Origin of the sequence: Achromobacter sp. PD1 (assembly GCF_048541815.1) — a bacterium.
In the GTDB taxonomy this organism is placed as follows: Bacteria; Pseudomonadota; Gammaproteobacteria; order Burkholderiales; family Burkholderiaceae_B; genus Achromobacter; species Achromobacter bronchisepticus_A.
The window spans coordinates 5,108,794-5,135,186 of the sequence record NZ_CP183349.1; the positions used below are offsets into that span (position 1 = coordinate 5,108,794).

The following is a 26,393-nucleotide window of genomic DNA, read 5'->3' on the forward strand; positions in this document are numbered from 1 at the left end:
GGACTATGCGTCGCCGGGCTGTTCATGCCCGGCGTACCAGCGCACGAATTCGGCCGACGGCATCGGCCGCGCGAACAGATAGCCCTGGATGAACGCCACGCCGCGCGCCTTCAGGTAGTCGAATTGATAGGGCGTTTCGACGCCTTCCGCCACGACCGACAGCCCCAGACGATGCGCCAGCGTGATGATGGCGTCCAGCACGGGCGCTTCTTCGCCCGCGGGTCCGATGGCCTGCACGAAGCCCTGGTCGACTTTCAGGTAGTCCACCGGAAATTTCTGCAGGTACGACAGCGAACAGTGGCCGGTGCCGAAATCGTCGATCGCCACGCGCAGGCCCTGGGCGCGCAAGGCATCGATGTTGCGTCGTGCCTGCCCGTTGTCCGTGATCAAGCTGCGTTCGGTGATCTCCAGCACCACCAGCGGATGCCGCGCCGCGACCTGGGCCGCAAAGGACTGCACGTCGGACAGCAGTTCCGCGCTGGACAAGTGCTCGGCCGCGATGTTCACGCCGATGTGGAAATCCGGCGGCGTGGGCCAGGTCCGCATGTCGCGCTCGATCAGCGTGAGCAGGTGCTGGGTCAGCGGAATGATCATGCCCTCGGCTTCGGCCTCGGCGATGAAGACATCCGGACGTACCGGCCCGATACCCGGCCGCTGCCAGCGCATCAACGCCTCCACACCCTCGCAGCGGCCCGTGGCCTGCCCATACACGGGCTGGTAGTGCACCAGGAACTCGCCGGCCGCCATGGCGCGGCGCAGCCGTTCCCTGACCGAACGCCTGCTGACCTGCAGCCGGTGCGTGGCCACGGCCAGGCCCAGGCCGAGCAGCAGCGCCACCGGCAGATACGTCGTCATGGACCGCGACCACGCGCGCACCAGGGTTTCGGGCGGCGCCAGGACGTTGACCCTGAGGCCCGTCGCGGTGGCGTCGTCCCCGTCGCGCAGCGGCACCGCGCGCGCCGCCGCGCCACCCCAGGAATCGCTGCGTATCGGCGCGCCGTTCCTGCCGACGACCAGTTCCAGCTGCAGGTCGTCCATGGTGGCCACGGCATTCACCAGGTCCTGCACGTATCGGCCATCCACCACCACGATGCCGCCATGGCCGTCGGCGCCGGACTTGCCTATCAGGATGGCCGGACGCTCCGGCGCCAAGGGGGTGCCAGCCACCGAGATCTGCCAGTGATCCGACACGACGTTGATTATCCATTTGCTGAAATCGTCGAGCGACGCGTCCACGGCGCCTACCGCCGATGAGCAGTAGACGCGCTGGTCGCGCACCAGGACCAGGGAACGGAAATACGGATTCAGGGCGCCCCAGCGTTGCAGCATGGGCAGCACCTCGTCGCAAGGCTTGCCAGCCTGTTCCGCCACCCGCCCCAACATGTCCTGGGATTGGATGAGGATGCTCTCGGCCTGGGCGCGCACGATGCGCGCGGCGGTCTCGCCTTCGAGCCGCTGCGCGTTGTGCGCCTGCAGCCAGGTCCAGCCGACACAGGCCAGGATGGGTAGCACCAAAGCCAGGGCCACTGGCAGATAACGCCAGGACGGTGTGTCGCCGGTCACTCCCGATGTCGCCATGTCACCTCGCCGCGTAGGTCGTGCATGGCCGCCGCGCGACCACTCTGGATAGGACACCAAGCCGGGCGCAGCGTCAAGGAACTCGGTATCGCTCCGTCAGGCGGGTCCCTGGCGCAGAAGTTCGCAGATCAGCGCCACATGCGCCTGCCGCCGTTCGGGCAGGTCGATGCGCTCGTCAGGCCCCATCAGCGCGGACATGACCAGCGTATGAACAATGGGCGACAGCAGCAGCCAGGGATGCTTGAGCGCCACGCAATCGGCGCACAGACCGCGGTCGCGTGCGCGCTCCAGCAGCCGCGCGATGTCGGTTTGATGCGCCTGCGCGGTCTCCTGCCGCCAGCGCGCGGCCAGATGGGGCACGCGCCCGCTTTCGGCCAACAGCAGCCGCATGGTGCTGATCATGGCCGGATTTCCGAGGCTGACGTAGAGATGGTTGACGATGCGTTCGGCCAGATGGCGCGGCGACTGCGCGCCATCCACCACCGCGTCGATGTCGAGCCGCGAGGGGCTCAGGTGGCGCGCCAGCAGGGCTTCGAAGACCGCTTCCTTGCTCTCGAAATGCGCATAGAGCCCGCCCTTGGACAGGCCAGCGCGCAGCGCGATGTCATCCATCCTGGCGCCGGCATAGCCCGCCTGCGAGAACTCCTGCAGCGCGGCGTCGAGGATCTGCCCGACCCGTACCGCCGGAGGAAGACGACGGCGCTGCATGACCATCCCTCTGCTCCCTGTACATGTGCAATTCATTAAAAACCGACCAGTCAGTCGCTACTTTGATTCTGATCAAGGAATGCGCAGCCGCCGCACTGCACAATATCTGCAAGCACGAACCCGGTATCGGGTCCGCCCCGAAGGCGGCGCCATAAGCCTGCCCTGGGACGCGCCCGGCCCCTGCGCTGGAGAGACCCCGCATGACACTCCGCCCGTTTCCGGCCACGATCGCCACGCGCCTCGTTCCCGCAGCCCTGCTGACGCTGCTGGCCAGCGGCTGCGTGTCCATGGCGCCCGACTACGAGCGCCCCGCCCTGCCCGTGCCCGCCGCGTATTCAACCCCCGGGCCTGAAGCGACAGCGGCCCACGCCGCGGCCGCCGCCGAAATCGGCTGGCGGACCTACTTCCCCGATCAGGCGCTGCAGACGCTGATATCCACCGCTCTGGACAACAACCGCGACTTGCGCCGCGCCCTGCTGCGCGTGGAAGAAGCGCGCGCGCTGTACGGCATCCAGCGCGCCGACCAGTTCCCCACCATAGGCGTGCAAGCGGACGGCTCCCGCGCCCGCGTGCCGGGCGACCTGAACCTCACGGGACAGCCGCTGGTCTCCAGCCAATACCAGGTGGGTCTGGGCATGGCCAGCTGGGAACTGGACTTCTGGGGCCGCGTACGCAGCCTGAAGGATGCCGCCTTGCAGAACTACCTGGCCTCCGATGCGGCCGCGCGGGCCGCGACGCTGAGCCTGATCGCCGAAGTGGCGGACAGCTACCTGTCCCTGCGCGAACTGGACGAACGCCTGGCGCTGACCCGCGAGACCATCGCCTCGCGCGAAGAGTCGCTGCGCATCTTCCGCCGCCGCTTCGAGGAAGGCGCGATCTCCAAGCTGGACCTGACCCAGGTCGAAACGCTATGGCAGCAGGCCAAGGCGCTGGGCGCGGACCTGGAACAGACCCGCGCCGCCCAGGCCAGCGCGCTGGAGCTGCTGGTGGGCGCGCCGTTGAACCTGCCCAAGCTGCCCACGCATCTGGATGACGACGCAGTCATGCGCGAGCTGCCGGCGGGCCTGCCCTCGGACCTGCTGGTCAACCGCCCCGACATCGTCGCCGCCGAGCATCAGCTCCAGGCCGCCAACGCCAATATCGGCGCGGCCCGCGCCGCCTTCCTGCCGACCATTACCCTGACCGGCGCGTTCGGCACCGCCAGCAGCGAGCTGGACGGCCTGTTCTCGGGCGGCAGCCGCGCCTGGAACTTCGCGCCCAGCATCAGCCTGCCGATCTTCGACGCCGGCCGCCGTTCGGCCAACCTGGACCTGACCGAAGCGCGCCGAGACCAGGCCGTGGCCGCCTACGAACAGACCATACAGACCGCCTTCAAGGACGTGTCCGACGCGCTGTCCGCGCGCTACTGGCTGGCCGAACAGGTGGACGTGCTGCGCGCCACCGTGGCGGCGCAGAGCGAACGCGCCCGCCTTGCGCAACTGCGCTACGACCATGGCGCCTCGCCTTACCTGGAGGTGCTGGACGCGCAGCGCGATCTGCTGGCCGCCCAGCAGAAGCTCGCGCAGACGCGCCGCGCCCTGCTGTCCAGCCGCGTCCGCCTGTACGCGGCGCTGGGCGGCGGCACGCAAGCGGCGCCCGCGGCGCAGACCGCCTCGACTCCCGCCCCAGCCGCCAGCCCCCGATAAACCAATAACCAAGGATCCCCGATGCGCCTGCCTACCCGAAAACTGGTCCCTGTCCTGATCGCCCTGGCGGTCGCCGCCGGCGGCTACTACGGCTGGCGGCTGCTGTCCGACCGCGGCCCGGGCGAAGGATTCATCAGCGGCAACGGCCGCATCGAGGCCACCGAAATCGACGTGGCCGCCAAGCTGGCCGGCCGGGTGCAGGAAGTGCTGGCGGTCGAAGGCGACTTCGTCTCCGCCGGCCAGCCGCTGGCGCGCATGCAGATCGATACCCTGCAGGCGCAGCGCGAGGAAGCGCGCGCCCAGCACCAGCAGGCCGTCAACGGCGCCGCCAGCGCCAGCGCGCAGGTCGCCCAACGCGAAAGCGACAAGCTGGCCGCCGAGGCCGTGGTGGTGCAGCGTGAAAGCGAGCTGGATGCCGCGCGCCGCCGCCTGGCCCGTTCCGAGACGCTATCCAAGGAAGGCGCCTCGTCCATCCAGGAGCTGGACGATGACCGCGCCCGCGTGCGCAGCGCGCAGGCCTCGGTGCACGCCGCGCGCGCGCAGGTGAAGGCAGCGCAGGCCGCCATCGATGCCGCGCGCGCCGCCGAGGTCGGCGCCCGATCCGCCGTCACCGCCGCACTGGCCACCATCGCCCGCATCGAGGCCGACATTGCCGACAGCGAGCTGCGCGCGCCGCGCGACGGCCGCGTGCAGTACCGCGTGGCGCAGCCCGGCGAAGTGCTGGGCGCGGGCGGCAAGGTGCTGAACATGGTGGACCTGACCGATGTCTACATGACCTTCTTCCTGCCCGAGCAGGCGGCCGGCCGCGTGGCGCTGGGCCAGGACGTGCGCATCATCCTCGACGCCGCGCCGCAATACGTCATCCCCGCCAAGGTGTCCTTCGTGGCCAGCACCGCGCAGTTCACGCCCAAGACGGTGGAAACGGCCAGCGAACGGCAGAAGCTGATGTTCCGCGTCAAGGCCCAGATCAGCCCCGAGCTGCTGCGGCGGCACCTGAAGCAGGTCAAGACCGGCCTGCCGGGCGTGGCCTGGCTGAAGCTCGATGCCGACGCGCAATGGCCCGCCAACCTTGAAGTCAAGGTGCCTTGATGGCCTCCCCGGACACCGCGCCCGTGGTGACGCTGTCCGGCGTCAGCCTGCGCTATGGCAAGACGGTGGCGCTGGACGGCATCACCCTGGACATTCCCGCGGGCCGCATGGTCGGGCTGATCGGCCCGGACGGCGTCGGCAAATCCAGCCTGCTGGCCTTGATCGCGGGTTCGCGCGCGGTGCAGGAAGGCAAGGTGGACGTGCTGGACGGCGACATGGCCAGCCGCCGCCACCGCGACGACGTATGCCCGCGCATCGCCTACATGCCGCAGGGCCTGGGCAAGAATCTCTATCCCACCCTGTCGGTCGAAGAGAACCTGCAGTTCTTCGGCCGCCTGTTCGGCCATGACGAAGCCGAGCGCCGCCGGCGCATCGACAGCCTGACGCGCAGCACCGGCATGTCGGCCTTCCTGTCGCGCCCGGCCGGCAAGCTGTCCGGCGGCATGAAGCAGAAGCTGGGGCTGTGCTGCGCCCTGATCCACGACCCCGACCTGCTGATCCTGGACGAGCCGACCACCGGCGTGGATCCGCTGGCGCGCGCGCAGTTCTGGGACCTGATCAACGAGATCCGGCGCGAACGCAGCGGCATGAGCGTGATCGTGGCCACGGCCTACATGGACGAGGCGCAGCGCTTCGACTGGCTGATCGCCATGGACGAAGGCCGCGTGCTGGCCACCGGCACGCCCGCAGAACTGCAGCAGCGCACCGGCGCGGACTCGCTGGAAGCCGCCTTCATCGCCCTGCTGCCGGAAGAAAAGCGCCGCGGCCACAAGCCGGTGGAGATCGTGCCGCTGGCCATCGACGAGGACGCCGAGATCGCCATCGAGGCGCGCGACCTGACCATGCGCTTCGGCGACTTCGTCGCGGTGGACCACGTCAACTTCCGCATCCGCAAGGGCGAGATCTTCGGCTTCCTGGGATCGAACGGCTGCGGCAAGTCCACCACCATGAAAATGCTGACCGGCCTGCTGCCGGCAAGCGAAGGACAGGCCTGGCTGTTCGGCGCCGAGGTCGATCCGCGCAACATCGATACCCGCCGCCGCGTGGGCTACATGTCGCAGGCGTTTTCGCTGTACGGCGAACTGACCGTGATGCAGAACCTGGTGCTGCATGCGCGCCTGTTCCACGTACCGGAGGCCGAGATTCCCGCGCGCGTGGACGAGATGGTGCAGCGCTTCGACCTGGGCGAAGTGCTGGACACCTTGCCCGAGAACCTGCCCATGGGCGTGCGCCAGCGCCTGTCGCTGGCCGTGGCCATGGTGCACAAGCCCGAGCTGCTGATCCTGGACGAACCGACCTCGGGCGTGGACCCCGTCGCGCGCGACAACTTCTGGCGGCTGCTGATCGCGCTGGCGCGGCAGGACCAGGTCACCATCTTCATTTCCACCCATTTCATGAACGAGGCGCAGCGCTGCGACCGCATGTCGCTGATGCATGCGGGCAAGGTGCTGGTCAGTGCATCTCCGGACGAGATCACGCGCATGCGCGGCGCGCAAACGCTGGAAGAGGCTTTCATCGCCTACCTGATTGACGCGGGCGCCGGCACCAAACCTGAAGACGCTGACGCGCAGGCCGCTCCCGCCTTGGCATCCAGCCCGGCCGAAGCGCCGGAGCACCGCGGCTTCAGCCTGCAGCGCATGCTGAGTTACATGTGGCGTGAATCGCTGGAGCTGCGCCGCGATCCGGTGCGCGCCACGCTGGCCCTGGCCGGGTCGCTGCTGCTGATGTTCGTGATGGGCTTTGGCATCAGCCTGGACGTGGAGGACCTGCGCTATGCGGTGATGGACCGCGACCAGACCGGCCTGAGCCACAACTACAGCCTGAACCTGGCGGGTTCGCGCTACTTCATCGAGCATGCGCCCATTTCGAGCTACGAGGAGATGGATGCGCGCATGCGCAGCGGCGAACTGTCGCTGGCCATCGAGATTCCGCAAGGCTTCGCGCGCGACGCGGAGCGCGGCAACGGCGCGCAGATCGGCGTCTGGATCGACGGCGCCATGCCGCAGCGCGCCGAGACCATTCGCGGCTATGTGCTGGGCATGCACCAGGGCTGGCTGATGCAGCAGGCGCGCGAACGCCTGGGCGCGGACGCGACCCTGCCCGTCGGCATAGAGACGCGCTTTCGCTACAACCCGGACGTGCGCAGCCTGCCCGCCATGGTGCCCGCCGTAATTCCGCTGCTGCTCTTGATGATGCCGGCGATGCTGACGGCGCTGGCGGTGGTGCGCGAAAAGGAGCTGGGTTCCATCATCAACCTGTACGTCACGCCCGTGACGCGGCTGGAATTCCTGCTGGGCAAGCAGGCGCCCTACGTGGCGCTGGCCATGCTGAATTTCCTGCTGATGACGCTGCTGGCCGTGACGCTGTTCGGCGTACCCATCACCGGCAGCTTCCTGACCCTGCTTGCCGCCGCGCTGATCTACAACGTGGTGGCCACCGCCATCGGCCTTTTGGCCTCCACCTTCACCCGCAGCCAAATCGCGGCGCTGTTCTTCACCATGATAGGCACGCTGGTGCCCGCGGTGCAGTTCGCCGGCCTGCTCAACCCGGTGTCGTCGCTGGAAGGCGCCGGCCGCCTGATCGGCCAGGTCTACCCCGCCACGCACATGCTGACCATCAGCCGCGGCGTCTTCAGCAAGGCCCTGGACTTCTCCAACCTGCAAGGCTCGTTCTGGCCGCTGCTGATCGCCATTCCCGTCATCCTGGGCGCCTCCGCGCTGCTGCTGAAGAAACAGGAGACCTGAGATGCGGCACCTGGCCAATATCTACCGCCTGGGCGTGAAGGAGCTGTGGAGCCTGGCGCGCGATCCGATGATGCTGATCCTGATCCTCGTGTCGTTCACGCTGATGATCTACACCGCCGCCACGGCCGTGCCGGAAACCCTGCACAACGCCCCCATCGCCGTGGTCGACGAGGACGTATCGCCCCTGTCCGCGCGCATCACGTCGGCCTTTTATCCGCCGCACTTCACGCCGCCGGAGGTGACGACTTCGGCCGAGGCCGATGCCGGCATGGACGCGGGGCGCTACACCTTCTCGGTCAACATTCCGCCTAATTTCCAGCGCGACGTGCTGGCCGGGCGGCCCGCCGAAATCCAGCTCAACGTGGACGCGACCCGCATGAGCCAGGCGTTCACGGGTAGCAGCTACATCCAGCAGATCATCAGCGACGAGATCAACGAGTTCGTCAAACGCTACCGCGCGCCCACCGAACTGCCGGTGGAGCTGGCGGTGCGCATGCGCTTCAACCCCAATCTGACCCAGGCCTGGTTCGGCGCGCTGATGGAGATCATCAACAACGTCACCATGCTGTCCATCATCCTGACCGGCGCCGCGCTGATCCGCGAACGCGAGCACGGCACCATCGAGCACCTGCTGGTCATGCCGGTGACGCCGACCGAGATCATGGTCGCCAAGGTCTGGTCAATGGGGCTGGTGGTGTTGGCGTCTGCTGGGCTATCGTTGACTTTCGTGGTACGCGGCTTGCTGCAAGTACCGATCGAGGGATCGGTGGCGCTGTTCCTGGTCGGGGCGGCGCTGCACCTGTTCGCGACCACCTCCATGGGCATATTCATGGCCACGCTTGCGCGCAGCATGCCGCAGTTCGGCATGTTGCTGGTACTAGTGCTGCTGCCCCTGCAAATGCTGTCGGGCGGCACCACGCCGCGCGAAAGCATGCCGCAGTTCGTGCAGGACATCATGCTGGCTGCCCCCACCACGCACTTCGTGGAACTCGGCCAGGCCATTCTCTACCGCGGCGCAGGCTTGAGCGTCGTGTGGCAACCCTTCCTGGCGCTGGCGCTGATAGGCTCGGTCCTGTTCGCGTTCTCGCTGGCGCGCTTTCGCAAGACCCTCAGCCAGATGGCTTGAGGCCTGTGTGTTCGTTACCCCTTACCACTCTCTTAGAAGGACGGATGATGAAGAAAACCACTGCCTCCACGCCTCAGGGCCTCGCCAGCGCCAATGCCGCCTACTGCCAGCGCATGGCGCAGCTTGCGCAGGAAAGCCAGCAGCGCTGGGTTGAACTGGGCCGCCGCCTGGCCGGCGGCAACGCGGAACAATACATGGCCGCGCTGGCGCCTCTGCAACAATCCGGCAACTGGCAAGAAATCGCCCCCGCGCTGGGCGAGATGACGCGCAAGCAATGGCAAAGCCAGCTTGAAGCCAGCCAGGCCATCACCCACGCGCTGCTCGAAGAACAAGCCACCCTGGCCGCCGGCATGAGCGAAGCGATGCGCGGCTGGCTGAAACAGGCCACCGGCGGCGCCATGGGTATCGAAGACACGCCCATGGCGCAGATCTGGAAGACGCTGTCGAACCAGATGGCCTCGGCGTGCTCGGCCATGCGCGACGCCAGCCAACCGGGGTCCCATCATGACGGCTGAACGCACTGCGCTCGTCACCGGCGGGGCCGGCTGCCTTGGACAGGCCATCGCGCGCGCCCTGCACGATGCCGGCCACCAAGTCATCATCACCTACCACTCCAACGAAGACGCCGCGCGGGCGTGGGTGGACGCGGAGGCGGCCCAGGGTCGCCGCTACGCCATGTACAAGGTGGACGTGGCCGACTACGACTCGTGCCAGGCGCTGGCGCGGCGCCTTGAGGAAGACGGCCGCCAGATCGACATCCTGATCAACAACGCCGGCCTCACCCGCGATGCCAGCCTGCGCAAGATGAGCTACGAAAACTGGACGGACGTGCTGCGCGGCAACCTGGATTCCATGTTCAACATGACGCAGCCGCTATGCGGCGCCATGGCGGACCGGGGCTGGGGCCGCATCGTCAACATCTCGTCGGTCAACGGCAGCAAGGGCGCGTTCGGCCAGACCAACTACGCGGCCTCCAAGGCCGGCATCCACGGCTTCACCAAATCCCTGGCGCTGGAGCTGGCCAGGAAAGGCGTGACCGTGAACACCGTGTCGCCCGGCTACCTGGCGACGCGCATGGTGGAGGCCGTGCCCGAAGAGGTGTTGAAGGAGAAGATCCTGCCGCAGATCCCGCTGGGCCGGCTCGGCCGCCCGGAAGAGATCGGCGCGCTGGTCGCCTTCATCTGCAGCGACGCCGCGGCGTTCATGACCGGTAGCAATGTCGCCATGAACGGCGGCCAGCACATGTATTGATGCGGCAAGGGGCCGCCGCGGCTCATTCCCGCGGCGCGCCCAGCTCTTCCAGCAGGAAATCGACGAAGGCGCGAACCTTGGCCACCATGTGGCGGCGCGACGGATACACCGCGTACACGTAGGTCTCGTCGGGTTTCCAGTCCTGCAGCACGGCCTGCAGCGCGCCGCTGTCCAGGTCCTGCTGCACGTACACGCGCGGCACCAGGCTGACGCCGAAGCCGGCGCGCAAGGCATCGCGCACCGCCAGGCTGGAGCTCACCCTGTAGCGCCCCCGCACCGGCACGCGTTCGGTCTCCCCCGCGCGCTTGAAGGTCCATTCGTCCGCGTGGCCAGACAACGTGAACTGCACTCGCTCCATGTTGCGCAGCGCCAGCGGCGAGGCCGGCACGCCATGGCGCTGGAAGTAGGCCGGCGCGCCGCAAAGCACGTGGTCCAGCGTCATCAGCTTGCGCGCCACCAGGCTGGAATCCTCCAGCCGGTCGGTGCCGCGGATCGCCAGGTCGTAGCCTTCCTTGACGATGTCGATGCGCCGGTCCTCCAGGTTGAGGTCCAGCGATACCTGCGGATAACGCTGCAGGAAGCGCGGCATGGCGGCCGACAGCCGGACCAGGCTCAGCGACATGGGCGCGCTGACCCGCAAGGTGCCCGACGGCGCCTGCTGCAAGGGTCCCAGCGATTGCTCGGCTTCGCTCAGGTCGTCCAGGATGCGCGCCACCTGTTCGTAGTAGCGCGCACCGGCTTCGGTCAGGCTCATGCGGCGGGTAGTGCGGTTGAGCAGGCGCGCCGCCAGGTGGGCTTCCAGTTCGGCGATGTTCTTGCTGACGGCGGCGGGCGACAGGCCCATCTGCCGCGACGCCGCGGCGAAGCCGCCCCGCTCCACCACTTGCCGGAAGACCCTGAGCGCGGTCAGATGATCCATAGATTATTCACTATTGGTGAATGATATTGCCATTGAATTGGATATTATCGCCAAAGAAGGATTCAATTAGCCTGTGGACATGGAGACGGCGCGCATGTGGCGAGCCGGCAATCTCAGCAAATCCCAAGGATGGCATCCATGAACCACGCCCTGACCGACGCAATCGCGCAACGCATTTCCGCCAACTTCTTCGACCCCGCCCGCGGCGTGGACGACGACAACATCCATACCCTGATTGCCTGGGCCACGCGCGCCCCCACCGCCTTCAATCTGCAGAACTGGCGCTTTATCGCCGTGCGCAGCCAGGAGGGCAAGCGCCGGCTGCGCGAACTGGCGTGGAACCAGCCCAAGGTGAGCGAATCGGCGGTGACGTTCATCGTGCTGGGCGTGCTGCCCCAGGCCGCCTGGATGGCGGACCGCCTGCAACCGTCGGTGGACGCGGGCTTCATGCCGGCGGCCATGGTGCCGTCCTGGGAAGCCGCGGCCAGCCGCCTCTACGCCGACTCGCCGCAGACCCGGCGCGACGAGGCCGTGCGCAGCGCCACCTTCGGCGCCTCCACCCTGATGCTGGCGGGACAGGCCCAAGGCCTGGCCGCCAGCCCGATGACCGGCTTTGACGCCGCCGGCGTGGCCCGAGCCTTCGGCTTGCGCCAGGAGGAGGTGCCGGTCATGCTGGTCGCCATGGGCTACGCGCAGGAAGGCAATTGGCCGCAGAAGCCGCGCCGCCCCGTCCGCGACGTGCTCGAACTTGCCTGAACCCTTGCCGGAGCATGACCATGAACCGCGGTTCCGATCTGCTGTTGACTGCCCTGGCGCCCGCCATCTGGGGCAGCACCTATGTCGTCACCACCCTGATGCTGCCGCAGGACTACCCGCTGACGGTCGCCATGCTGCGCGCGCTGCCGGCCGGCTTCCTGCTGCTGCTGATCGTGCGCCAGCTGCCGCAAGGCATCTGGTGGCTGCGCGCCTTCATCCTGGGCGCGCTGAACTTCTCCCTCTTCTGGGCCCTGCTGTTCGTGGCGGCCTACCGCCTGCCTGGCGGCGTGGCCGCCACGCTGGGCGCGATCCAGCCGCTGGTGGTGATCCTGCTGGCGCGCAGCCTGCTGGGCACGCCCGTGCGCGGCCTGTCGGTGCTGGCGGCGCTGGGCGGCCTGGGCGGGGTGGCGCTGCTGGTGCTGACGCCCAAGGCCGCGCTGGACCCGGTGGGCATTGCGGCCGGACTGATCAGCGCCGCCTCGATGGCGTTGGGCACGGTGCTCAGCCGCCGCTGGCAGCCGCCGGTGTCCGCGCTCACCTTCACGTCCTGGCAACTGACGGCGGGCGGCATCCTGCTGGCGCCGCTGGCGTTCGCCGCCGAACCCGCCCTGCCGCCGCTCACCGCGCTGAACGTGGCCGGCATCGCCTACCTGGGCTTGATCGGCGCGGCGCTGACCTATGTGCTTTGGTTCCGGGGCGTGGCGCGGCTGGAACCCGCCGTGGTGTCGTCGCTGGGTTTTCTCAGCCCCATTACCGCCGTGCTGCTGGGCTGGGGCATCCTGGGGCAGCAACTGAGCGCCGCGCAGATCGCCGGCATGATGATCGTGGTCGCCAGCGTGTGGCTGAGCCAGCGCGCCCAGCGCCCGGCCGCCATCGCGCCCGCCCCGCGTCCGCTGTAACCGCGCTGGAAACGCTGCAAAAAAATGTGGCGGCGGCGGCTGGGCCGGCGCATGATCGTTGCTCCATTCCGAGGAAGGAGCCGCATCATGAGCAGCAAACCCAGCATCATTCTTGTGCACGGTTTCTGGGGCGGCGCCGCCCACTGGAGCCGCGTCATCCTGGAACTGGCGCGCAAGGGCTATCAAGACCTGCACGCCGTCGACATGCCGCTGGCCTCCCTGGCCGGCGACGCCGAACGCACGCGCAAGATGATCGCGCAGCAGAAAGGCCCCGTGCTGCTGGTGGGCCATTCGTACGGCGGCGCTGTCATCACGGAAGCCGGCAACCAGCCCAACGTGGCCGGCCTGGTGTACATCGCCGCCTTCGCCCCGGACGCGGGGGAAAGCCCCGGCGGCATCACGCAGGAAATGCTGCCCGCGGCCGCGCCCAACCTGGCGCCCGACAGCGACGGCTATCTCTGGCTGCGCGCCGACAAGTTCCATGAGAGCTTCTGCCAGGACCTGTCCGCCGACGAGGGCCTGGTCATGGCCGTCACGCAAAAGGCGCCCCTGGCCAGCGCCTTCGGCGAAACGGTGTCCGTCCCCGCATGGCGCAGCAAGCCGTCCTGGTACCAGATATCCAGCCAGGACCGGATGATCGCCCCCGAAAACCAGACGCGCATGGCCGCGCGCCTGAACACTCGCAAGACCATCACGCTGGACGCCAGCCATGCCTCGCTCGCGTCGCGCGCCGGCGAAGTGGCCGGCCTGATCGACGAAGCGGCGCGCGCCTGCGCGTCCTAGGCGCCGGCCTGGCGGGCTGCGTACTCGGAACGAGCGTATCAGGGGACGCACCCGCCTTTTCTGCGCTGCTTTTTTTGTAACTTCACGGCCTTCGCATGACTTGCAGCACAGTTATTTTCCCTATGAAAAGCGGGTTTTTTTCCTGCAAGCCACCCAAACTGATCCGCTTTTTTCTTCACTCTCTGAATCTGTACTGATTCAAGCTGCGGCTCTAACTTCACGGTGTAGGTCAAACACCCGTCAGCGCACGCCGTCTTGTGGCGGTTGAGGCGCGCTGGCGAAGAAGTCAGGAATACCGCCATGGATAGCGACGCGCTATTGCTTGCCCGAATACAGTTCGGCTTCACCATCTCGTTTCACATCATCTTCCCCGCCATCACCATCGGCCTGGCCAGCTACCTCGCCGTGCTGGAAGGCCTGTGGCTGCGCACGCGCAATACCGTCTACCGCGACCTCTACCATTTCTGGACCAAGATCTTCGCCGTCAACTTCGGCATGGGCGTGGTGTCCGGCCTGGTGATGGCGTATCAGTTCGGCACCAACTGGAGCTTCTTCTCCGATTTCGCCGGCAGCGTCACCGGGCCCCTGCTGGCCTACGAAGTGCTGACCGCCTTCTTCCTGGAAGCCGGCTTCCTGGGCGTGATGCTGTTCGGCTGGTCGCGCGTGGGGCCGGGCCTGCACTTTTTCTCGACCGTGATGGTCGCGCTGGGCACGCTGGTGTCGGCCACCTGGATCCTGGCGTCCAACAGCTGGATGCAGACGCCCGCCGGCTACGAAATCCTGGACGGCCGCGTGGTGCCCACGGACTGGCTGGCCGTGATCTTCAATCCGTCCTTCCCCTACCGCCTGGCGCACATGGGCATCGCCGCCTTCCTGGCGACCGCGCTGATGGTGGGCGCCTCGGGCGCCTGGCACATGCTGCGCGGCGATCGCAGCCCCGCCGTGAAGAAGATGTTCGCGATGGCGATGGGCATGCTGCTGCTGGTGGCCCCGCTGCAAGCCGTGGTGGGCGACTTCCACGGCCTGAACACGCTCAAGCACCAGCCCGCCAAGATCGCGGCCATCGAAGGCCATTGGGAAAACGAGCCCGGCGCGGGCGTGCCGCTGACGCTGTTCGGCATCCCCGACATGGAGCGCGAGGAAACGCGCTACGCGGTCAATATCCCGCGCCTGGGCAGCCTGATCCTCACGCACAGCTGGGACGGCCAGTTCCCCGGCCTGAAGTCCTATCCGCCCGAAGACCGGCCCAACGCCACGGCCGTGTTCTGGTCGTTCCGCGTAATGGCGGGCCTGGGCATGCTGATGATCGCGCTGGCCCTCTGGGCGGCCTGGTCGCGCTGGCGCGGCCGGCTGTACGAATCGCGCTGGCTGCACCGCTTCGCGTTGTGGATGGGACCGTCCGGGCTGATCGCCATCCTGGCTGGCTGGTACGTGACGGAAATCGGCCGCCAGCCCTGGGTGGTGTATGGCGTCATGCGCACCGCCGACGCCGCCACCCCGCACGGCCTGGGCGAACTGACGCTGACGCTGGCGCTGTTCGTGGTGGTGTACCTGCTGGTGTTCGGCGCCGGCGTCTCGTACATGCTGCGCCTGATCCGCATGGGCCCCAGCCCCGCCCCCGGCCACGCGCCGCTGTCGGGCGGCCCGGGCGAACCGCGCCAACCGTCGCGGCCGCTGTCGGCCGCCTCCACCCTGGCGGGCATCGAGCCCGCGCAACGCAAGCATTCGGGAGTCTGAGGCCATGGGCATCGACCTTGCACTGGTATGGGCCGTCATCATCCTGTTCGGCGTGATGATGTACGTGATCATGGATGGCTTCGATCTGGGCATCGGCATCCTCTTTCCGCTGATCTCCGACCGCGAGGAACGCGACGTCATGGTCAACACCGTGGCGCCCGTGTGGGACGGCAACGAGACCTGGCTGGTGCTGGGCGGCGCCGGCCTGATGGCGGCGTTCCCTCTGGCCTATTCGGTGATCCTGAGCGCGCTGCACCTGCCGCTGGTGTTCATGCTGCTGGGCCTGATCTTCCGCGGCGTGGCATTCGAATTCCGCTTCAAGGCGGACGAGCATCACCGCCCGCTGTGGGACCGCGCCTTCGTGCTCGGCTCCGTGTGCGCCACGTTCTTCCAGGGCGTGACGCTGGGCGCCTACATCGAAGGCATCCCGGTGGTGGACCGCGCTTACCAGGGCGGCGCCTGGGACTGGATCAGCCCCTTCTCGCTCTTCACCGGCGCGGGACTGGTCGTGGCCTACGCGCTGCTAGGCTGCACCTGGCTCATCATGAAGACCGAGGGCCGCCTGCACCGCCACATGTGCGACATCGCCCGTCCGCTCACGCTGCTGCTGTTGGCCGTGATCGCGGCGCTCAGCGTCTGGACGCCCTTGGCGCAACCGCAGATCGCGCAGCGCTGGTTCAGCCTGCCCAATATGTTCTGGTTCCTGCCGGTGCCGCTGCTGGTCGCCGTGGCCGGCTTCGATCTCATCCGCCGCGTCAAGGGCATGCCCAATGCCGGCCCCTTCGTGCTGTCGCTGGCGCTGCTGTTCCTGGGCTACAGCGGCCTGGGCATCAGCATCTGGCCCGCCATCATCCCGCCTGACGTATCCATCTGGACCGCGTCCGCGCCGCCACAAAGCCTGGGCTTCGCGCTGGTGGGAGCGCTGGCGATCATTCCGATTATTCTCATGTACACCGCCTGGTCGTACTACGTGTTCCGGGGCAAGGTGCGTCTCGGCGAGGAGTTCCACTGATGAACGGCTCCCAACCCTCCCTGCCCACGTGGCGCAGCCGGCTGCTCTGGCTGGCGATGATCTGGGCATGCAGTGTCGCGGCCCTGGGCGTGGCGGCCTACGCGCTGCGCCTGGTGATGAGATCCATCGGCATGTCGACCTGAAACGACCCACGCAAACGGACCCGCCCCATGAAGCGCTATGAACGGCTGACAGAAGAAATCACCGCCTCGATCCGATCGGGCCTGCTGCAGGCGGGCGACCGCCTGCCCTCGGTACGGCAGACCAGCGCCAGCCGCGGGGTCAGCCCGTCGACGGTGTTCAAGGCCTATTACCTGCTGGAAGCGCGCGGCCTGATCCGCGCGCGCGACCGCTCCGGCTACTACGTGCTGCGCGCGCCGCACGCCACGCTGCCGGAGCTGGACGGCCTGTCCAGCGCCAGCGCAGGACGCCATCCAGTGGACGTCAGCGACAACGTGCTGCAGGTGCTTAACGCCACCCTGCGCCGCGACATGCTGCCCTTCGGCTCGGCCTTTCCCAACCCCTCGCTGCTGCCCTACGGACGCCTGGCGAAGTTCATGGCAGCCACGGTGCAGCGCCTGGATCCCTGGGGCTCGATCGACGACCTCAGTCCGGGCGATGCCGCCCTGCGCCGCGCCATCGCCCTGCGCTACCTGGCCGATGGCATGTCGGTGCCGGTGGACGACATCATCATCACCAACGGCGCGCTGGACGCGCTGAACCTGAGCCTGGCGGCAGTGACCGAGCCCGGCGACGCGGTCATCGTGGAATCTCCCACCTTCTACGCCGCGCTGCAATCGCTGGAACGCAATCACCTGCACGCCATCGAGGTGGCCACGCATCCGCGCGAAGGCATAGACCTGCAAGCGCTGGAGCAGGCCATCCTGCGCCACCGCCCCAAAGCCTGCTGGCTCATGACCACGTTCCAGAACCCGCTGGGCAGCCTCATGCCCGACGACAAAAAGGAAGCGCTGGTGCGGCTGCTGGCCAGCCACGACGTGGCGCTGATCGAAGACGATGTCTACGGCGAGCTGTATTTCGGCGAACAACGCCCGCGGCCGGCCAAGGCCTACGACCGCGACGGCATCGTCATGCACTGCTCTTCGTTCTCCAAGACCCTGGCGCCGGGCTACCGGGTGGGCTGGGTGGCCGCCGGCCGCTACACGCGCCGCATCATGCGCAACAAGCTCACCACCAGCCTGGCGACCGCCGCGCCGACCCAGGCGGCCATTGCCGCCTATCTGGAAAAAGGCGGCTTCGACCGCCACCTGCGGCAATTCCGCCAGGCGCTGGCCCAGCAGCAAGGAGAACTGCTGCAAGCCATCGCCCGCTACTTCCCCAAGGGCACGCGCGCCACGCGGCCGCTGGGCGGCTACTTTGTGTGGGTGGAGCTGCCCGCGCACATCGACACGCTCAAGGTCCATCGCGCCGCGCTGGGACACGGCATCAGCATCGCGCCGGGCCCGCTGTTCTCGGCATCCGGCGGCTTCGGTAATTTTCTGCGTCTGAACGGCGGACATCCCTGGAATCCGGAGATGGAGCAAGGCATGGCGACGCTGGGCAAGCTGCTGGCGGGCGGCTGATCCGCGAGCGTCGCTCAGCGCTTTCTCGCGGCCTCCAGATCGCTGCGCAAGGACGCGGCGTCCCGCCGCAGGGGCAGCGCCAGGGCGCCCTTGCGGTCGATGGCGCCCCAATCGCCGCCGACCATCACGGAATGCTCGCCATCCGGCACGCCGACGCAATGGCTGCAGACTGCGGCCAGGCCGCCGCTGAAAGGCTCGGCCCACGCATAGGAAGTGGCCAGCGCCAGGTTCAGCTGCTTGTCGTAGTAAGCCATGCCTTCCGGCCTGCGCCCGCGCGCAAGCCCCTCCTCGAACTCGTCCGGGCCGTTGTCGTAGGTGATCACGGACACCGACCGGCCATCCGGCCGCACCCAACGCCAGCCGGCAACAGCCGCGGGCGCCAGGCCATCGGCGCCGAACCGCATGCGGCGCAGGATTTCGGGATTGAAGACGATGCCGCCGCCTTCCTCGCGGGCGCAATGTTCCGCGGTGTCAAACACGCCTTCGTCGGTCTTGTCCGCATAGAAGCAGGAAAGTTCGAAGGCGGCCGCGTTACCCGTTGCCAGGGCCAGCGTGGTGAGCAGGGCAGTCATAAGCATGCGCCATTCTAGGACACGCCCCGTGCTACACCCCCGGCATCAGTTGGCCGTGGCGCCCGAATCCTTGACCGCCTTGGCCCAGGCCGCGATCTCGCTCTGGATGAAGGCGCCGAACGCCGCCGTATGCAGGCTGGAGGCCTGCGCGCCCTCTTCCATCAGGCGTTGCTTGACGGCCGGAGCGGCCAGCGCACCGCTCAGCGCCTGGTTCAGCGTGGCGACCACCGCGTCCGGCGTGCCGGCCGGCGCAACGATGCCGTGCCAGGACACGGCCTGAAAGCCGGGCAGGCCCGATTCCGCCATGGTGGGAATATCCGGCATGGCGGGCGAACGTTGCGGCGAGGTGGCCGCCAGCGCGCGCAGCGTGCCGGCCTTCACGTGCGGCAGCACGCCGGGAATGGTGGTGAACATGAAGTCGATCTGCCCGCCGATCAGGTCTGTGATGGCGGGGCTGCCGCCCTTGTAGGGGATGTGCGTGAACTGGAGCTTGGCGGCGCTCTTGAACATCTCGCCGGCCAGATGGCCGGGGGTGCCCGCGCCGGCCGAGCCCATGTTGATCTTGTCGCCCTGCGACTGGATGTAGGACACCAGCTCCTGCACATTGGCGGCTTGCACCTGCTTGCCCACCACCAGTACGTTGGGCACCGTGGCCAGCAGCGTCACGGGCGTGAAGTCCTTCACCGCATCATAGGAAATCCGCGAATACAAGGACGGATTGATTCCGTGCGTGCTGGCGGTGGCCAAGAGCAGCGTGTAGCCGTCCGGCGCGGACGTGGCCACCTGCTTGGCGGCGATGGTGCCGTTGGCGCCGCCCTTGTTGTCGATGACGATAGTCTGGCCCAAGGTCTTGGCGGCCTCGGCCGCAACGGTGCGTGCCAGGATGTCCGAAGTGCCGCCCGCGGAGTGCGGCACCACCAACGTGATCGGCTTCGAGGGGAAAGACTGGGCGTGCGCCGCCGGCAAGGCCGGCAGCAGACAGGCGGCCAGCGCGGCGCGCGCCAGCAAGGAAGTGCGGAACATTGAAGTCTCCTGGATGTTGTCGGTCGCGGCGCCGTCGACGGGCGCCGTCATGGCCGCGCGGCTGCGCGGTGCTTCAATCCGAGCCCAGCTGCAGTTTGTTGGGCTGGCGTTTCTCGATGGCCCATTTCAGCAGCGCGGCCGAACGGTAGATGCCGTGAGCGAACTTGCCGTAAGGCAGCGTCAGGAACAGCGCCATCACCACGCCCAGGTGGATGGCCAGCAGCAGCGCCATCGCGCCGCCGTCGCGGCCGGCCAGCAAGGCCAGGCCCGTTGCGCTGGTCAGCAACAGCAGCGCGATGAAGCCGCGGTCCATGGGCTTTTGCGCCGCGTCGCCCTGCTGCGGATGGCGCTTGAGATTCAGCCACAGCAAGCCCGCCGGTCCGATCAGCAGGCCGATGCCGCCCGCCGTGCCCAGCAGCACCGGCGCGCTCCAGAACGGATACGGCGCCTGCAGGCCCAACGCATAGTGGTACAGCGTGGCCACGCTGGTGGCGGCAAAACACAGCATGAAGCCGTAGAAGGTGAAGTGATGGAAGCGCCGGCGCCACAAGGTGAAGGCGTCGTCCGCGTTGTTGCAGCCCTTGCCATGCCCGCCATCCAGATAGCGCAGCCGCAGCGCGTCATGCGCCGCCTCCGCCACCGCAGCGCCTGTAGCCGCTCCCGGGCTGACATTGCGCCAGAAGCGCGTCACGCCCACGCCCAGCGCCAGCATCGCGAAGCCGAACACCACGCCAAACATCAGCGCCAGCGTGTTGTGCGGGAACACCGCGTAGAAGTTGCCGGCCATGGGCTCATGGAACAGGCCGCCCGCCATCAGCACGGCCAGCGTCAGAAACAGCGCCAGGCCCGCAGCGGCAGCCAGCGACACGGTCAGGCCATTGCGCTTATACAGGGCGCCCAGCGCCGCGGGCCAGGCGTAATCGGTGTACGTCTGCATCCGGACGCGGGCCATGGCCTGCGGCACGTTCACCGCGAACTCATGCGGCGGCGCGTACTGGCAGGCGTGCAGACAGGCGCCGCAGTTGTGGCACAGGTTGGCCAGGTAGTTCAGGTCGGCCTTGCCGAATTCCAGGCGGCGGGTCATGGCGGGAAACACCGCGCAGAATCCTTCGCAATAGCGGCAGGCGTTGCAGATCTGCATGACGCGGGCGACTTCGGTTTCATCGCCCGTCAGCAGATCCGTCTGGAGTTCGGCCTGTTTGGCATGCCAGCGCACCGGCTGCTCTGCCATGACGGATGCTGCCTCGCCATGCGGCGTGGAAAAGGACTGGGCCTCGCGGGCCAGGGCTTCAAGCTGCTTCATGTCGTGCTTCCGCGTTGTGCCGGGCGCGCGCGGCTGCCGCGGCCCGGGTGCCGGCGATGCGGCCGAAGGCCGTGCCGATGGACATGCCCACCCCGGCCGTATAGCCTTTGCCCAGCACGTTGCCGGCCATCATTTCGCCCGCGACGAACAGGTTGTCGCTAGGCACGTCGTTGAACCGGACCGCGGCGGTGTCGTCCACCTTCAGGCCCAGGTAGGTAAAGGTGATGCCGGGCCGCAAGGCATAGCCATAGAACGGCGCCGTGTCGATGGGCCTCGCCCAGTGCGTCTTGGCCGGCGCCAGGCCCTCGGTATGGCAGTCGTCCAGCGCGGTATGGTCGAACTTGCCGACACGACAGGCCACGTTGTAGTCGCTCAGGGTTTGCTCGAAGACCGCCGGATCCAGGCCCAGCTTCACGGCCAGTTCGGGCAAGGTGTCGGCCTGCACGCCGGGAAACACCGGCGGCATGAAGCGGCCCACGGCCTTGGCGTCGATGATGGAATAGGCGATCTGGCCCGGCTGCATGGCCGTCAGGCGGCCCCAGATGGCATAGCGCTTGGGCCAGAAGTCCTCGCCCTCGTCGTAGAAGCGCCGCGCCTCGCGGTTGACCACCACGCCCAGGGACACGCAATCGATGCGCGTGCAGATGCCGCCGTCGTACAGCGGCGCGCGCGCGTCGATGGCCACGCAATGCGACTGCGACGGATCGCCGATGCTGTCCGCGCCGGCGTCCAGCATGAACTTCAGCAGCACGCCCATGTTGTAGCGCGTGCCGCGGATCAGGAAATTGTCGGCCGGCCATTCGCCGCGCTCGTTCTGGCCCCAGGCCTCGCGCAGCCACTCGCGGTTGGACTCGAAGCCGCCGGCCGCCAGCACACAGGCGCGCGCCTCGATGCGCTCATCGCCGATGCGCGCCGCCACGAAACGCCCGCCATCCAGCTCCAGCGAGTCGACCGGCGCGTCGTAGCGGATCCGCACGCCCAGCGCCTCGGCGCTGCGGTAGTAGGCGTTGACCAGGGCCTTGCCGCCGCCCATGAAGAACGCGTTGGTGCGCGCCACGTGCAGCGCGCCCGACAGCGGTGGCTGGAAGTTCACGCCATGGCGGCGCATCCAGTCGCGACAGGTGGAGGACTCGCGGATGACCAGCCGCGCCAGATGCTCGTTGGTCAGCCCGCCCGTCACCTTGAGCAGGTCCTGCCAGTATTCTTCCTCGGGATAGGCCTCGACCAGCACGTCCTGCGGCGCATCGTGCATGCAGCGCAGATTGCGCGTGTGCTGCGAATTGCCGCCGCGCCATTCGCGCGGCGCCGCTTCCAGCAGCAGCACGCTGGCGCCGGCCTCGCGCGCCATCAGGGCCGCGCACAGCGCCGCGTTACCCCCTCCCACCACCAAGACGTCGACCATGCCATCGTTCCTCTTCCAAGGAACGAACTGTAGCGAGCGCGAGCGCCCGCCGATATCAGCCAGCCGTCAACAGGTCTTCATGAATCGTGAAGGGCCACCACCGGCCATTTGCCCTCGCGCGCCAGCCTGCGCGACACATCGGCCAGCACCAGGCGCGCGGCCAGCGCCGCGGGCGACAGCTCGTCCTCGGACAGGCTGGCCAAAAGATTGGGGCGGTACAGGTGCGCGTCGTCGATGCGCGCCATGTGCAGTTGGCCCGGCGCGATCCGCGCCATGGCGGAACTGGGCTGGATGGTGGCCACGTGCCCCAGCTGCACCACGTCCATCAGCACCGGCAGGCCGTCCACTTCCACCGCCACCAGCGGCGTGCGGCCCGACTGCTGATACGCGTTGTTGACCAGCGCCCGCAGCCCGTGGCGTCCGCTGGGCAGCACCAGCGGCAAATGCGCGATGGCCTCGATCCGCGTGCTCTCGCCCGCAGGCAAACCCGCCATGTCCGGCCGCGCCAGCAGGAACAGCGGCTCGTCCAGCAAGGGCGTCACGCGCAAGCGGCGCGCGGATTCGGCCTGGAACACGATGGCCAGGTCCAGCATGCGGCCATTGAGCATGTCGCTCAGATGGCCCGACAGCGCCTCGACCAGATGCAGGCGGATGTCGGGATAGCGCTCGTTCATGGCCTGCACGAAGGGCGCGCCGAGGATGGCGGCGGTGGTGGAAGGCAGGCCCACGCTGACGTGGCCCGCCAGCCTGGCCTGCTGCGCCGCGTGCACGGCATCGTCGGCGTGGCGCAGCGCCAGTTGCGCCTGGCGGAAGAACGCCAGGCCCGCATCGGTGGGCTCCACGCCGCTGGCGCTGCGCCGCAGCAGCCGCGTCGACAGCTCGCCCTCCAGCCGGCTGATCTGCTGGCTGAGCGCCGACGTCACCATGCCGATGGACTGGGCGGCGCGGCCGATGCTGCCCGCCTCCACGACGCGGACGAAGTAACGCAGTTGGCGCAGTTCCATGGGCGGCCCCGGCTTTCCGTAAGGGATGACAGGGCCGATTGTAGAGGCTGGGCCGCAACGCTTCAGTAGCGCGCGTCCTTCGGCTTCTTGCCCTGCGGCCAGTCCTTGTCCTTGCCGGCGAAGTCGGGGCGTGGCATGTGCGTGAAGTACTCGGCCACGTCCACCGCATCCTGGTCGGACAGCACACCGCCCTCGCCCCAGCTGCCATGCGTATTCAAGCCCATCGGCATGCTGTTGCGGATGAAGGCAGCCGCCTTGTAGGTGCGCGCCAGGCCCGCGCCGATGTTGAAGGACTCTTCGCCCCACAGGGGCGGGAACGCAATGTCGCCGGAACGGTCGCGCTTGCCTTCGCCGTTGGCGCCGTGGCAGGACGCGCATTGGGCCGCGTACAGGCTCTTGCCGCGCACCGGGTCGGGCACCAGCCTGGTGTCTATCGGCCAGGCGTTCTCGATCTGCACCTTTGCGCCGTGCGGCACATCCTGGGCCAGCCACTTCATGTAGGCGATCATGGCCTTCATCTCGGCCGAGTCCTTTTCCAGCGGCTTGCCGTTCATCGAACGCATGAAGCAGCCGTTGATGCGGTCCTCCAGCGTCACCACCCGGTTGGCGCGCGGATTGAACTGCGGGAACGAATTGACCGTGTTGATGTAAGGCGCGCCCAGGGGCTTCTTGCCGCCCTGCACATGGCAGCTGTTGCAGTTCAGGCTGGCGCCCGTGTTCTGCGGCAACAGCCGACGCGTCTCGGTCAGCAGGCGCTTGCCGTAGTTGATCTGCTCGGCGTTGGGCTGCGCGGCGATCTGGGTGTCGGGCGGGATGGTGTAGTCCGGCAGCCGCTTGCCGTCCTTGTCGAGCACCGGAAAGGTACTGCGCGCGCCTGGTGCCGCGGCCTCGGGTTCGGCAGTGGCGGCCGTCCAGCCGCCCACGGCGACCGCTGCCGCCAGCAGGGCGGCGATCCTGATGTGCTTACTCATGCTTGCCTCCGCCGATGTTCGGCTTCTTGCTGGCCAGGAATTCGCGGATATGCGCGACATCCTTCTCGCCGATCGCGGGCGCCTGGTTGGTCCAACCGGTGCGGATTAAATTGATCACGTCCGTGATATCGCGGTCGCTCAGATGCTTGAAGCCCGGCATCGCGAACGTCATGGCATCCATGTCGTTGGACGGCATTCTGCCGCCCTCCAGCGTGATCTGGATGATGGATTGCGGGTTCTGCGCAAACACCGCCGAATTGCCGGCCAGCGCCGGGAAGATGCGCGGCATGCCCTGCCCGTCGGCGCGATGGCACACGACGCATTGCTCCATGTAGATGACCGCGCCGCGCGAATCGTAGCGGCCGTCGCGCAGGGACGCGGTGGTGCCGTCGGCCTTGGGCGGGAAGGCGGCGAGCTTGCCGCCGGCCGCGGGCAATTGTTTCAGGTAGGCCGCGATGCTGGCGAGGTCGCCATCGGTGAAATGGCGGGTGCTGTGCTCGACCACGTCGGCCATCGCGCCGAATGCCGCCACCTTGTCGGTGCGGCCGGTCTTCAGGAACAGCTCGATGTCCTGCGCGCTCCAGGATTGCAGGCCCTGGGCCTCGCCGCGCAGGCTCTTGGCGCGCCAGCCGTCGATCACGGCGCCCGACAGGAAGGCGTCGCCGTCCGCCAGGGACAGCGCCTGCTCCTGGTAGGCCAGGCCGCGCGGCGTGTGGCAGGCGCCGCAATGGCCGGGGCCTTCGACCAGATAGGCGCCGCGCACCAGCTTTTCATCGGCGCCGGCCGGGGCCGCGAACTCGCGCTTGCCCGCGAACAGCAGTTGCCACCAGGCCATGGGCCAACGCATGTTCAGCGGCCACGGAATCGTGGAATCCGCGCTGGGTTGGTTGACCGGTTCGACCTGCGACATGAAGTAGGCGTACAGCGCCTGGACGTCAGTGTCCGGCATGATGGCGTACGAGGGATACGGCATGGCCGGATACAGGGGCGTGCCGTCCTTGCGGATGCCGTGCTGCACCGCGTTCTTGAAATCCGCGTAGCTATAGCCGCCGATGCCCGTCTGCTTGTCGGGCGTGATGTTCGACGAATAGATGGTGCCCACCGGCGTCTGCATCGCCAGGCCGCCCGCGAAGGGCTTGCCATTGGGCACGCTGTGACAGGCCACGCAATCGCCCGTGCGCGCAATGTAGGCGCCGGCTTCGGCCAGCCGCCTGTCGTTGATGTCGACGGACGCCGCCACGTCGGCCTTGCGATTTGCCGTCAGCAGCTGCGCGCCGCCGATGGCCAGGCCCGCAGCCGCCAGCAGACCCACCGCGACCTTGATCCCGATCCTCTTCATTACTGCCCTCCGTTGCACGCTGGGCAGCATGCACGTCGGGGTGTTCGTACGGCCTGTCCAGCTTATGGAGGAAGCTTACGCCTTTCAGTAATAAGTTAATGACCGAAAAGCATATAACTTGCGGGCTTGTTTGATTTGCCGCAAGCCCGCCGGCTGCGGGCTTGCCGAGGCCCGCAGCCGCCCTGACGGCGGCCGCGCAGCCTGCATCGCCTACGCCGGTATCGTCAGGCCCCGGGCCACCGCCGGACGGGCCACGAAGGCTTCCAGCACCCGGGCGACATTCTTGAAGCGCGAGAACTCCACCAGGTCGCCCGCGCCGTAGAAACCCACCAGGTTGCGCACCCAGGGCAGGATAGCGATGTCGGCGATGGTGTACTCGTCGCCCATCACCCAGTCGCGGCCTTCCAGGCGCTGGTCCAGCACGTTCAAGAGGCGCTTGGACTCCTCCGCGTAGCGGTCGCGCGGACGCTTGTCTTCGTAGTCCTTGCCCGCAAACTTGTGGAAGAAGCCCAACTGGCCGAACATCGGGCCGATGCCGCCCATCTGGAACATGACCCATTGCAGCGTCTCATAGCGCCCCGCCGTGTCCGCCGGCAGGAACTTGCCCGCCTTGCTGGCCAGGTAGATCAGGATGGCGCCGGACTCGAACAGGCCCAGCGGCTTACCTTCGGGGCCGTTGGGATCGAGGATGGCCGGGATCTTGTTGTTCGGGCTGAGCGACAGGAATTCGGGCGAAAACTGGTCTTTGGCGTCGAAGCTGACCCGGTGGACCTCGTAGGGCAGCCCGGTTTCCTCCAGCAGGATCGACACCTTCACGCCGTTGGGCGTGGGCAGCGAATACAACTGGATGCGGTCGGGGTGCCGGGCGGGCCACTTCTTGGTGATGGGAAAGGCGCTGAGGTCGGTCAT

24 protein-coding genes are annotated in these 26,393 nt (G+C 67.8%); 13 read left to right on the plus strand and 11 right to left on the minus strand.

Features of this window, described 5'->3' with window-relative positions; translation table 11 throughout:
* Nucleotides 1-3: 3 nt before the first annotated feature.
* Entirely contained in the window at nt 4-1,578 is a 1,575-nt protein-coding gene (locus ACM1PE_RS24035) for a cyclic diguanylate phosphodiesterase (protein ID WP_118931397.1), read from the minus strand.
* Nucleotides 1,579-1,674: 96 nt separating this feature from the next.
* On the minus strand, nt 1,675-2,292 hold the full coding sequence (locus tag ACM1PE_RS24040; RefSeq protein WP_059371293.1) for a TetR/AcrR family transcriptional regulator: 618 nt from the start codon (nt 2,290-2,292) through the stop codon (nt 1,675-1,677).
* 194 nt (nt 2,293-2,486) lie between these two features.
* On the opposite strand from ACM1PE_RS24040, the gene ACM1PE_RS24045 reads away from it, so the two are divergent.
* From ACM1PE_RS24045 to phbB, 6 genes are read left to right on the plus strand one after another with little or no spacing between them, the layout of a single operon-like run.
* Nucleotides 2,487-3,971, plus strand: a complete 1,485-nt coding sequence (locus ACM1PE_RS24045) for an efflux transporter outer membrane subunit (protein ID WP_419341168.1) — start codon at nt 2,487-2,489, stop codon at nt 3,969-3,971.
* A 21-nt stretch (nt 3,972-3,992) separates the two neighbouring features.
* Complete coding sequence (locus ACM1PE_RS24050; protein ID WP_059371291.1) at nt 3,993-5,060, plus strand: HlyD family secretion protein; 1,068 nt, start codon at nt 3,993-3,995, stop codon at nt 5,058-5,060.
* Entirely contained in the window at nt 5,060-7,804 is a 2,745-nt protein-coding gene (gene rbbA, locus ACM1PE_RS24055) for a ribosome-associated ATPase/putative transporter RbbA (protein ID WP_059371290.1), read from the plus strand. The genes ACM1PE_RS24050 and rbbA overlap by 1 nt, the downstream gene beginning before the upstream one ends.
* Nucleotide 7,805: 1 nt before the next feature.
* On the plus strand, nt 7,806-8,930 hold the full coding sequence (locus ACM1PE_RS24060) for an ABC transporter permease (protein WP_059371289.1): 1,125 nt from the start codon (nt 7,806-7,808) through the stop codon (nt 8,928-8,930).
* 47 nt (nt 8,931-8,977) lie between these two features.
* Complete coding sequence (locus tag ACM1PE_RS24065) at nt 8,978-9,445, plus strand: hypothetical protein (RefSeq protein WP_306635455.1); 468 nt, start codon at nt 8,978-8,980, stop codon at nt 9,443-9,445.
* The gene (phbB, locus tag ACM1PE_RS24070) at nt 9,435-10,181 is read left to right on the plus strand and encodes an acetoacetyl-CoA reductase (RefSeq protein WP_059371287.1); all 747 of its coding nucleotides are present in this window, start codon (nt 9,435-9,437) and stop codon (nt 10,179-10,181) included. Before ACM1PE_RS24065 ends, phbB begins: the two co-directional genes overlap by 11 nt.
* A gap of 22 nt (nt 10,182-10,203) precedes the next feature.
* Here phbB and ACM1PE_RS24075 read toward each other — a convergent pair whose 3' ends face one another.
* Complete coding sequence (locus tag ACM1PE_RS24075; protein WP_059371286.1) at nt 10,204-11,100, minus strand: LysR family transcriptional regulator; 897 nt, start codon at nt 11,098-11,100, stop codon at nt 10,204-10,206.
* A gap of 138 nt (nt 11,101-11,238) precedes the next feature.
* Here ACM1PE_RS24075 and ACM1PE_RS24080 point away from each other — a divergent pair, with 138 nt between their 5' ends.
* The 7 genes from ACM1PE_RS24080 (at nt 11,239) to ACM1PE_RS24110 (ending at nt 17,870) form a co-directional block, all read left to right on the plus strand.
* Nucleotides 11,239-11,856 (plus strand): nitroreductase family protein, encoded by a 618-nt coding sequence (locus ACM1PE_RS24080; RefSeq protein WP_187523952.1) that lies wholly within the window; start codon nt 11,239-11,241, stop codon nt 11,854-11,856.
* A 20-nt stretch (nt 11,857-11,876) separates the two neighbouring features.
* A complete protein-coding gene (locus ACM1PE_RS24085) occupies nt 11,877-12,755 on the plus strand; it encodes an EamA family transporter (protein ID WP_419341171.1) in 879 nt (292 codons plus the stop codon).
* 87 nt (nt 12,756-12,842) lie between these two features.
* On the plus strand, nt 12,843-13,538 hold the full coding sequence (locus ACM1PE_RS24090) for an alpha/beta hydrolase (protein ID WP_059371283.1): 696 nt from the start codon (nt 12,843-12,845) through the stop codon (nt 13,536-13,538).
* 300 nt (nt 13,539-13,838) lie between these two features.
* Nucleotides 13,839-15,275 carry a cytochrome ubiquinol oxidase subunit I gene (locus tag ACM1PE_RS24095; RefSeq protein ID WP_054452023.1) on the plus strand — a complete coding sequence of 479 codons (1,437 nt, stop codon included), beginning with the start codon at nt 13,839-13,841 and terminating at the stop codon, nt 15,273-15,275.
* Nucleotides 15,276-15,279: 4 nt separating this feature from the next.
* Nucleotides 15,280-16,287, plus strand: coding sequence for a cytochrome d ubiquinol oxidase subunit II (gene cydB / locus ACM1PE_RS24100; RefSeq protein WP_059371281.1), 1,008 nt, complete (start codon nt 15,280-15,282; stop codon nt 16,285-16,287).
* Complete coding sequence (locus ACM1PE_RS24105; RefSeq protein WP_118931402.1) at nt 16,287-16,430, plus strand: DUF2474 domain-containing protein; 144 nt, start codon at nt 16,287-16,289, stop codon at nt 16,428-16,430. Before cydB ends, ACM1PE_RS24105 begins: the two co-directional genes overlap by 1 nt.
* A gap of 27 nt (nt 16,431-16,457) precedes the next feature.
* Nucleotides 16,458-17,870: a PLP-dependent aminotransferase family protein gene (locus ACM1PE_RS24110; RefSeq protein WP_419341172.1), complete on the plus strand. Its 1,413-nt coding sequence runs from the start codon at nt 16,458-16,460 to the stop codon at nt 17,868-17,870.
* A 14-nt stretch (nt 17,871-17,884) separates the two neighbouring features.
* Here ACM1PE_RS24110 and ACM1PE_RS24115 read toward each other — a convergent pair whose 3' ends face one another.
* The 8 genes from ACM1PE_RS24115 to ACM1PE_RS24150 form a co-directional block, all read right to left on the minus strand.
* Nucleotides 17,885-18,448 (minus strand): hypothetical protein, encoded by a 564-nt coding sequence (locus tag ACM1PE_RS24115; protein ID WP_419341174.1) that lies wholly within the window; start codon nt 18,446-18,448, stop codon nt 17,885-17,887.
* A gap of 39 nt (nt 18,449-18,487) precedes the next feature.
* Nucleotides 18,488-19,465, minus strand: a complete 978-nt coding sequence (locus tag ACM1PE_RS24120; RefSeq protein WP_419341175.1) for a Bug family tripartite tricarboxylate transporter substrate binding protein — start codon at nt 19,463-19,465, stop codon at nt 18,488-18,490.
* 73 nt (nt 19,466-19,538) lie between these two features.
* On the minus strand, nt 19,539-20,768 hold the full coding sequence (tcuB, locus tag ACM1PE_RS24125) for a tricarballylate utilization 4Fe-4S protein TcuB (RefSeq protein WP_419341176.1): 1,230 nt from the start codon (nt 20,766-20,768) through the stop codon (nt 19,539-19,541).
* Nucleotides 20,755-22,170, minus strand: a complete 1,416-nt coding sequence (gene tcuA, locus ACM1PE_RS24130; RefSeq protein WP_419341178.1) for an FAD-dependent tricarballylate dehydrogenase TcuA — start codon at nt 22,168-22,170, stop codon at nt 20,755-20,757. Before tcuA ends, tcuB begins: the two co-directional genes overlap by 14 nt.
* 77 nt (nt 22,171-22,247) lie before the next feature.
* A complete protein-coding gene (locus ACM1PE_RS24135) occupies nt 22,248-23,174 on the minus strand; it encodes a LysR family transcriptional regulator (RefSeq protein ID WP_059371274.1) in 927 nt (308 codons plus the stop codon).
* 62 nt (nt 23,175-23,236) lie between these two features.
* A complete protein-coding gene (locus tag ACM1PE_RS24140; RefSeq protein ID WP_419341180.1) occupies nt 23,237-24,145 on the minus strand; it encodes a c-type cytochrome in 909 nt (302 codons plus the stop codon).
* Nucleotides 24,138-25,484, minus strand: a complete 1,347-nt coding sequence (locus ACM1PE_RS24145; RefSeq protein WP_419341181.1) for a c-type cytochrome — start codon at nt 25,482-25,484, stop codon at nt 24,138-24,140. Before ACM1PE_RS24145 ends, ACM1PE_RS24140 begins: the two co-directional genes overlap by 8 nt.
* Before the next feature lie 210 nt (nt 25,485-25,694).
* Entirely contained in the window at nt 25,695-26,393 is a 699-nt protein-coding gene (locus tag ACM1PE_RS24150) for a glutathione S-transferase N-terminal domain-containing protein (RefSeq protein ID WP_118931408.1), read from the minus strand.

What these genes read in the sequence shown, in the direction of transcription:
- ACM1PE_RS24110 (WP_419341172.1), top strand. Translation starts at nt 16,458, where the DNA reads ATGAAGCGCTATGAACGGCTGACAGAAGAAATCACCGCCTCGATCCGA.
- ACM1PE_RS24035 (WP_118931397.1), bottom strand. Translation starts at nt 1,578, where the DNA reads ATGGCGACATCGGGAGTGACCGGCGACACACCGTCCTGGCGTTATCTG.
- ACM1PE_RS24060 (WP_059371289.1), top strand. Translation starts at nt 7,806, where the DNA reads ATGCGGCACCTGGCCAATATCTACCGCCTGGGCGTGAAGGAGCTGTGG.
- ACM1PE_RS24085 (WP_419341171.1), top strand. Translation starts at nt 11,877, where the DNA reads ATGAACCGCGGTTCCGATCTGCTGTTGACTGCCCTGGCGCCCGCCATC.
- cydB (WP_059371281.1), top strand. Translation starts at nt 15,280, where the DNA reads ATGGGCATCGACCTTGCACTGGTATGGGCCGTCATCATCCTGTTCGGC.
- ACM1PE_RS24075 (WP_059371286.1), bottom strand. Translation starts at nt 11,100, where the DNA reads ATGGATCATCTGACCGCGCTCAGGGTCTTCCGGCAAGTGGTGGAGCGG.
- ACM1PE_RS24045 (WP_419341168.1), top strand. Translation starts at nt 2,487, where the DNA reads ATGACACTCCGCCCGTTTCCGGCCACGATCGCCACGCGCCTCGTTCCC.
- rbbA (WP_059371290.1), top strand. Translation starts at nt 5,060, where the DNA reads ATGGCCTCCCCGGACACCGCGCCCGTGGTGACGCTGTCCGGCGTCAGC.
- ACM1PE_RS24105 (WP_118931402.1), top strand. Translation starts at nt 16,287, where the DNA reads ATGAACGGCTCCCAACCCTCCCTGCCCACGTGGCGCAGCCGGCTGCTC.
- ACM1PE_RS24115 (WP_419341174.1), bottom strand. Translation starts at nt 18,448, where the DNA reads ATGCTTATGACTGCCCTGCTCACCACGCTGGCCCTGGCAACGGGTAAC.
- ACM1PE_RS24095 (WP_054452023.1), top strand. Translation starts at nt 13,839, where the DNA reads ATGGATAGCGACGCGCTATTGCTTGCCCGAATACAGTTCGGCTTCACC.
- ACM1PE_RS24140 (WP_419341180.1), bottom strand. Translation starts at nt 24,145, where the DNA reads ATGAGTAAGCACATCAGGATCGCCGCCCTGCTGGCGGCAGCGGTCGCC.
- ACM1PE_RS24080 (WP_187523952.1), top strand. Translation starts at nt 11,239, where the DNA reads ATGAACCACGCCCTGACCGACGCAATCGCGCAACGCATTTCCGCCAAC.
- ACM1PE_RS24145 (WP_419341181.1), bottom strand. Translation starts at nt 25,484, where the DNA reads ATGAAGAGGATCGGGATCAAGGTCGCGGTGGGTCTGCTGGCGGCTGCG.
- tcuB (WP_419341176.1), bottom strand. Translation starts at nt 20,768, where the DNA reads ATGAAGCAGCTTGAAGCCCTGGCCCGCGAGGCCCAGTCCTTTTCCACG.
- ACM1PE_RS24135 (WP_059371274.1), bottom strand. Translation starts at nt 23,174, where the DNA reads ATGGAACTGCGCCAACTGCGTTACTTCGTCCGCGTCGTGGAGGCGGGC.
- ACM1PE_RS24120 (WP_419341175.1), bottom strand. Translation starts at nt 19,465, where the DNA reads ATGTTCCGCACTTCCTTGCTGGCGCGCGCCGCGCTGGCCGCCTGTCTG.
- ACM1PE_RS24040 (WP_059371293.1), bottom strand. Translation starts at nt 2,292, where the DNA reads ATGGTCATGCAGCGCCGTCGTCTTCCTCCGGCGGTACGGGTCGGGCAG.
- ACM1PE_RS24150 (WP_118931408.1), bottom strand. Translation starts at nt 26,393, where the DNA reads ATGACCGACCTCAGCGCCTTTCCCATCACCAAGAAGTGGCCCGCCCGG.
- ACM1PE_RS24065 (WP_306635455.1), top strand. Translation starts at nt 8,978, where the DNA reads ATGAAGAAAACCACTGCCTCCACGCCTCAGGGCCTCGCCAGCGCCAAT.
- tcuA (WP_419341178.1), bottom strand. Translation starts at nt 22,170, where the DNA reads ATGGTCGACGTCTTGGTGGTGGGAGGGGGTAACGCGGCGCTGTGCGCG.
- ACM1PE_RS24050 (WP_059371291.1), top strand. Translation starts at nt 3,993, where the DNA reads ATGCGCCTGCCTACCCGAAAACTGGTCCCTGTCCTGATCGCCCTGGCG.
- phbB (WP_059371287.1), top strand. Translation starts at nt 9,435, where the DNA reads ATGACGGCTGAACGCACTGCGCTCGTCACCGGCGGGGCCGGCTGCCTT.
- ACM1PE_RS24090 (WP_059371283.1), top strand. Translation starts at nt 12,843, where the DNA reads ATGAGCAGCAAACCCAGCATCATTCTTGTGCACGGTTTCTGGGGCGGC.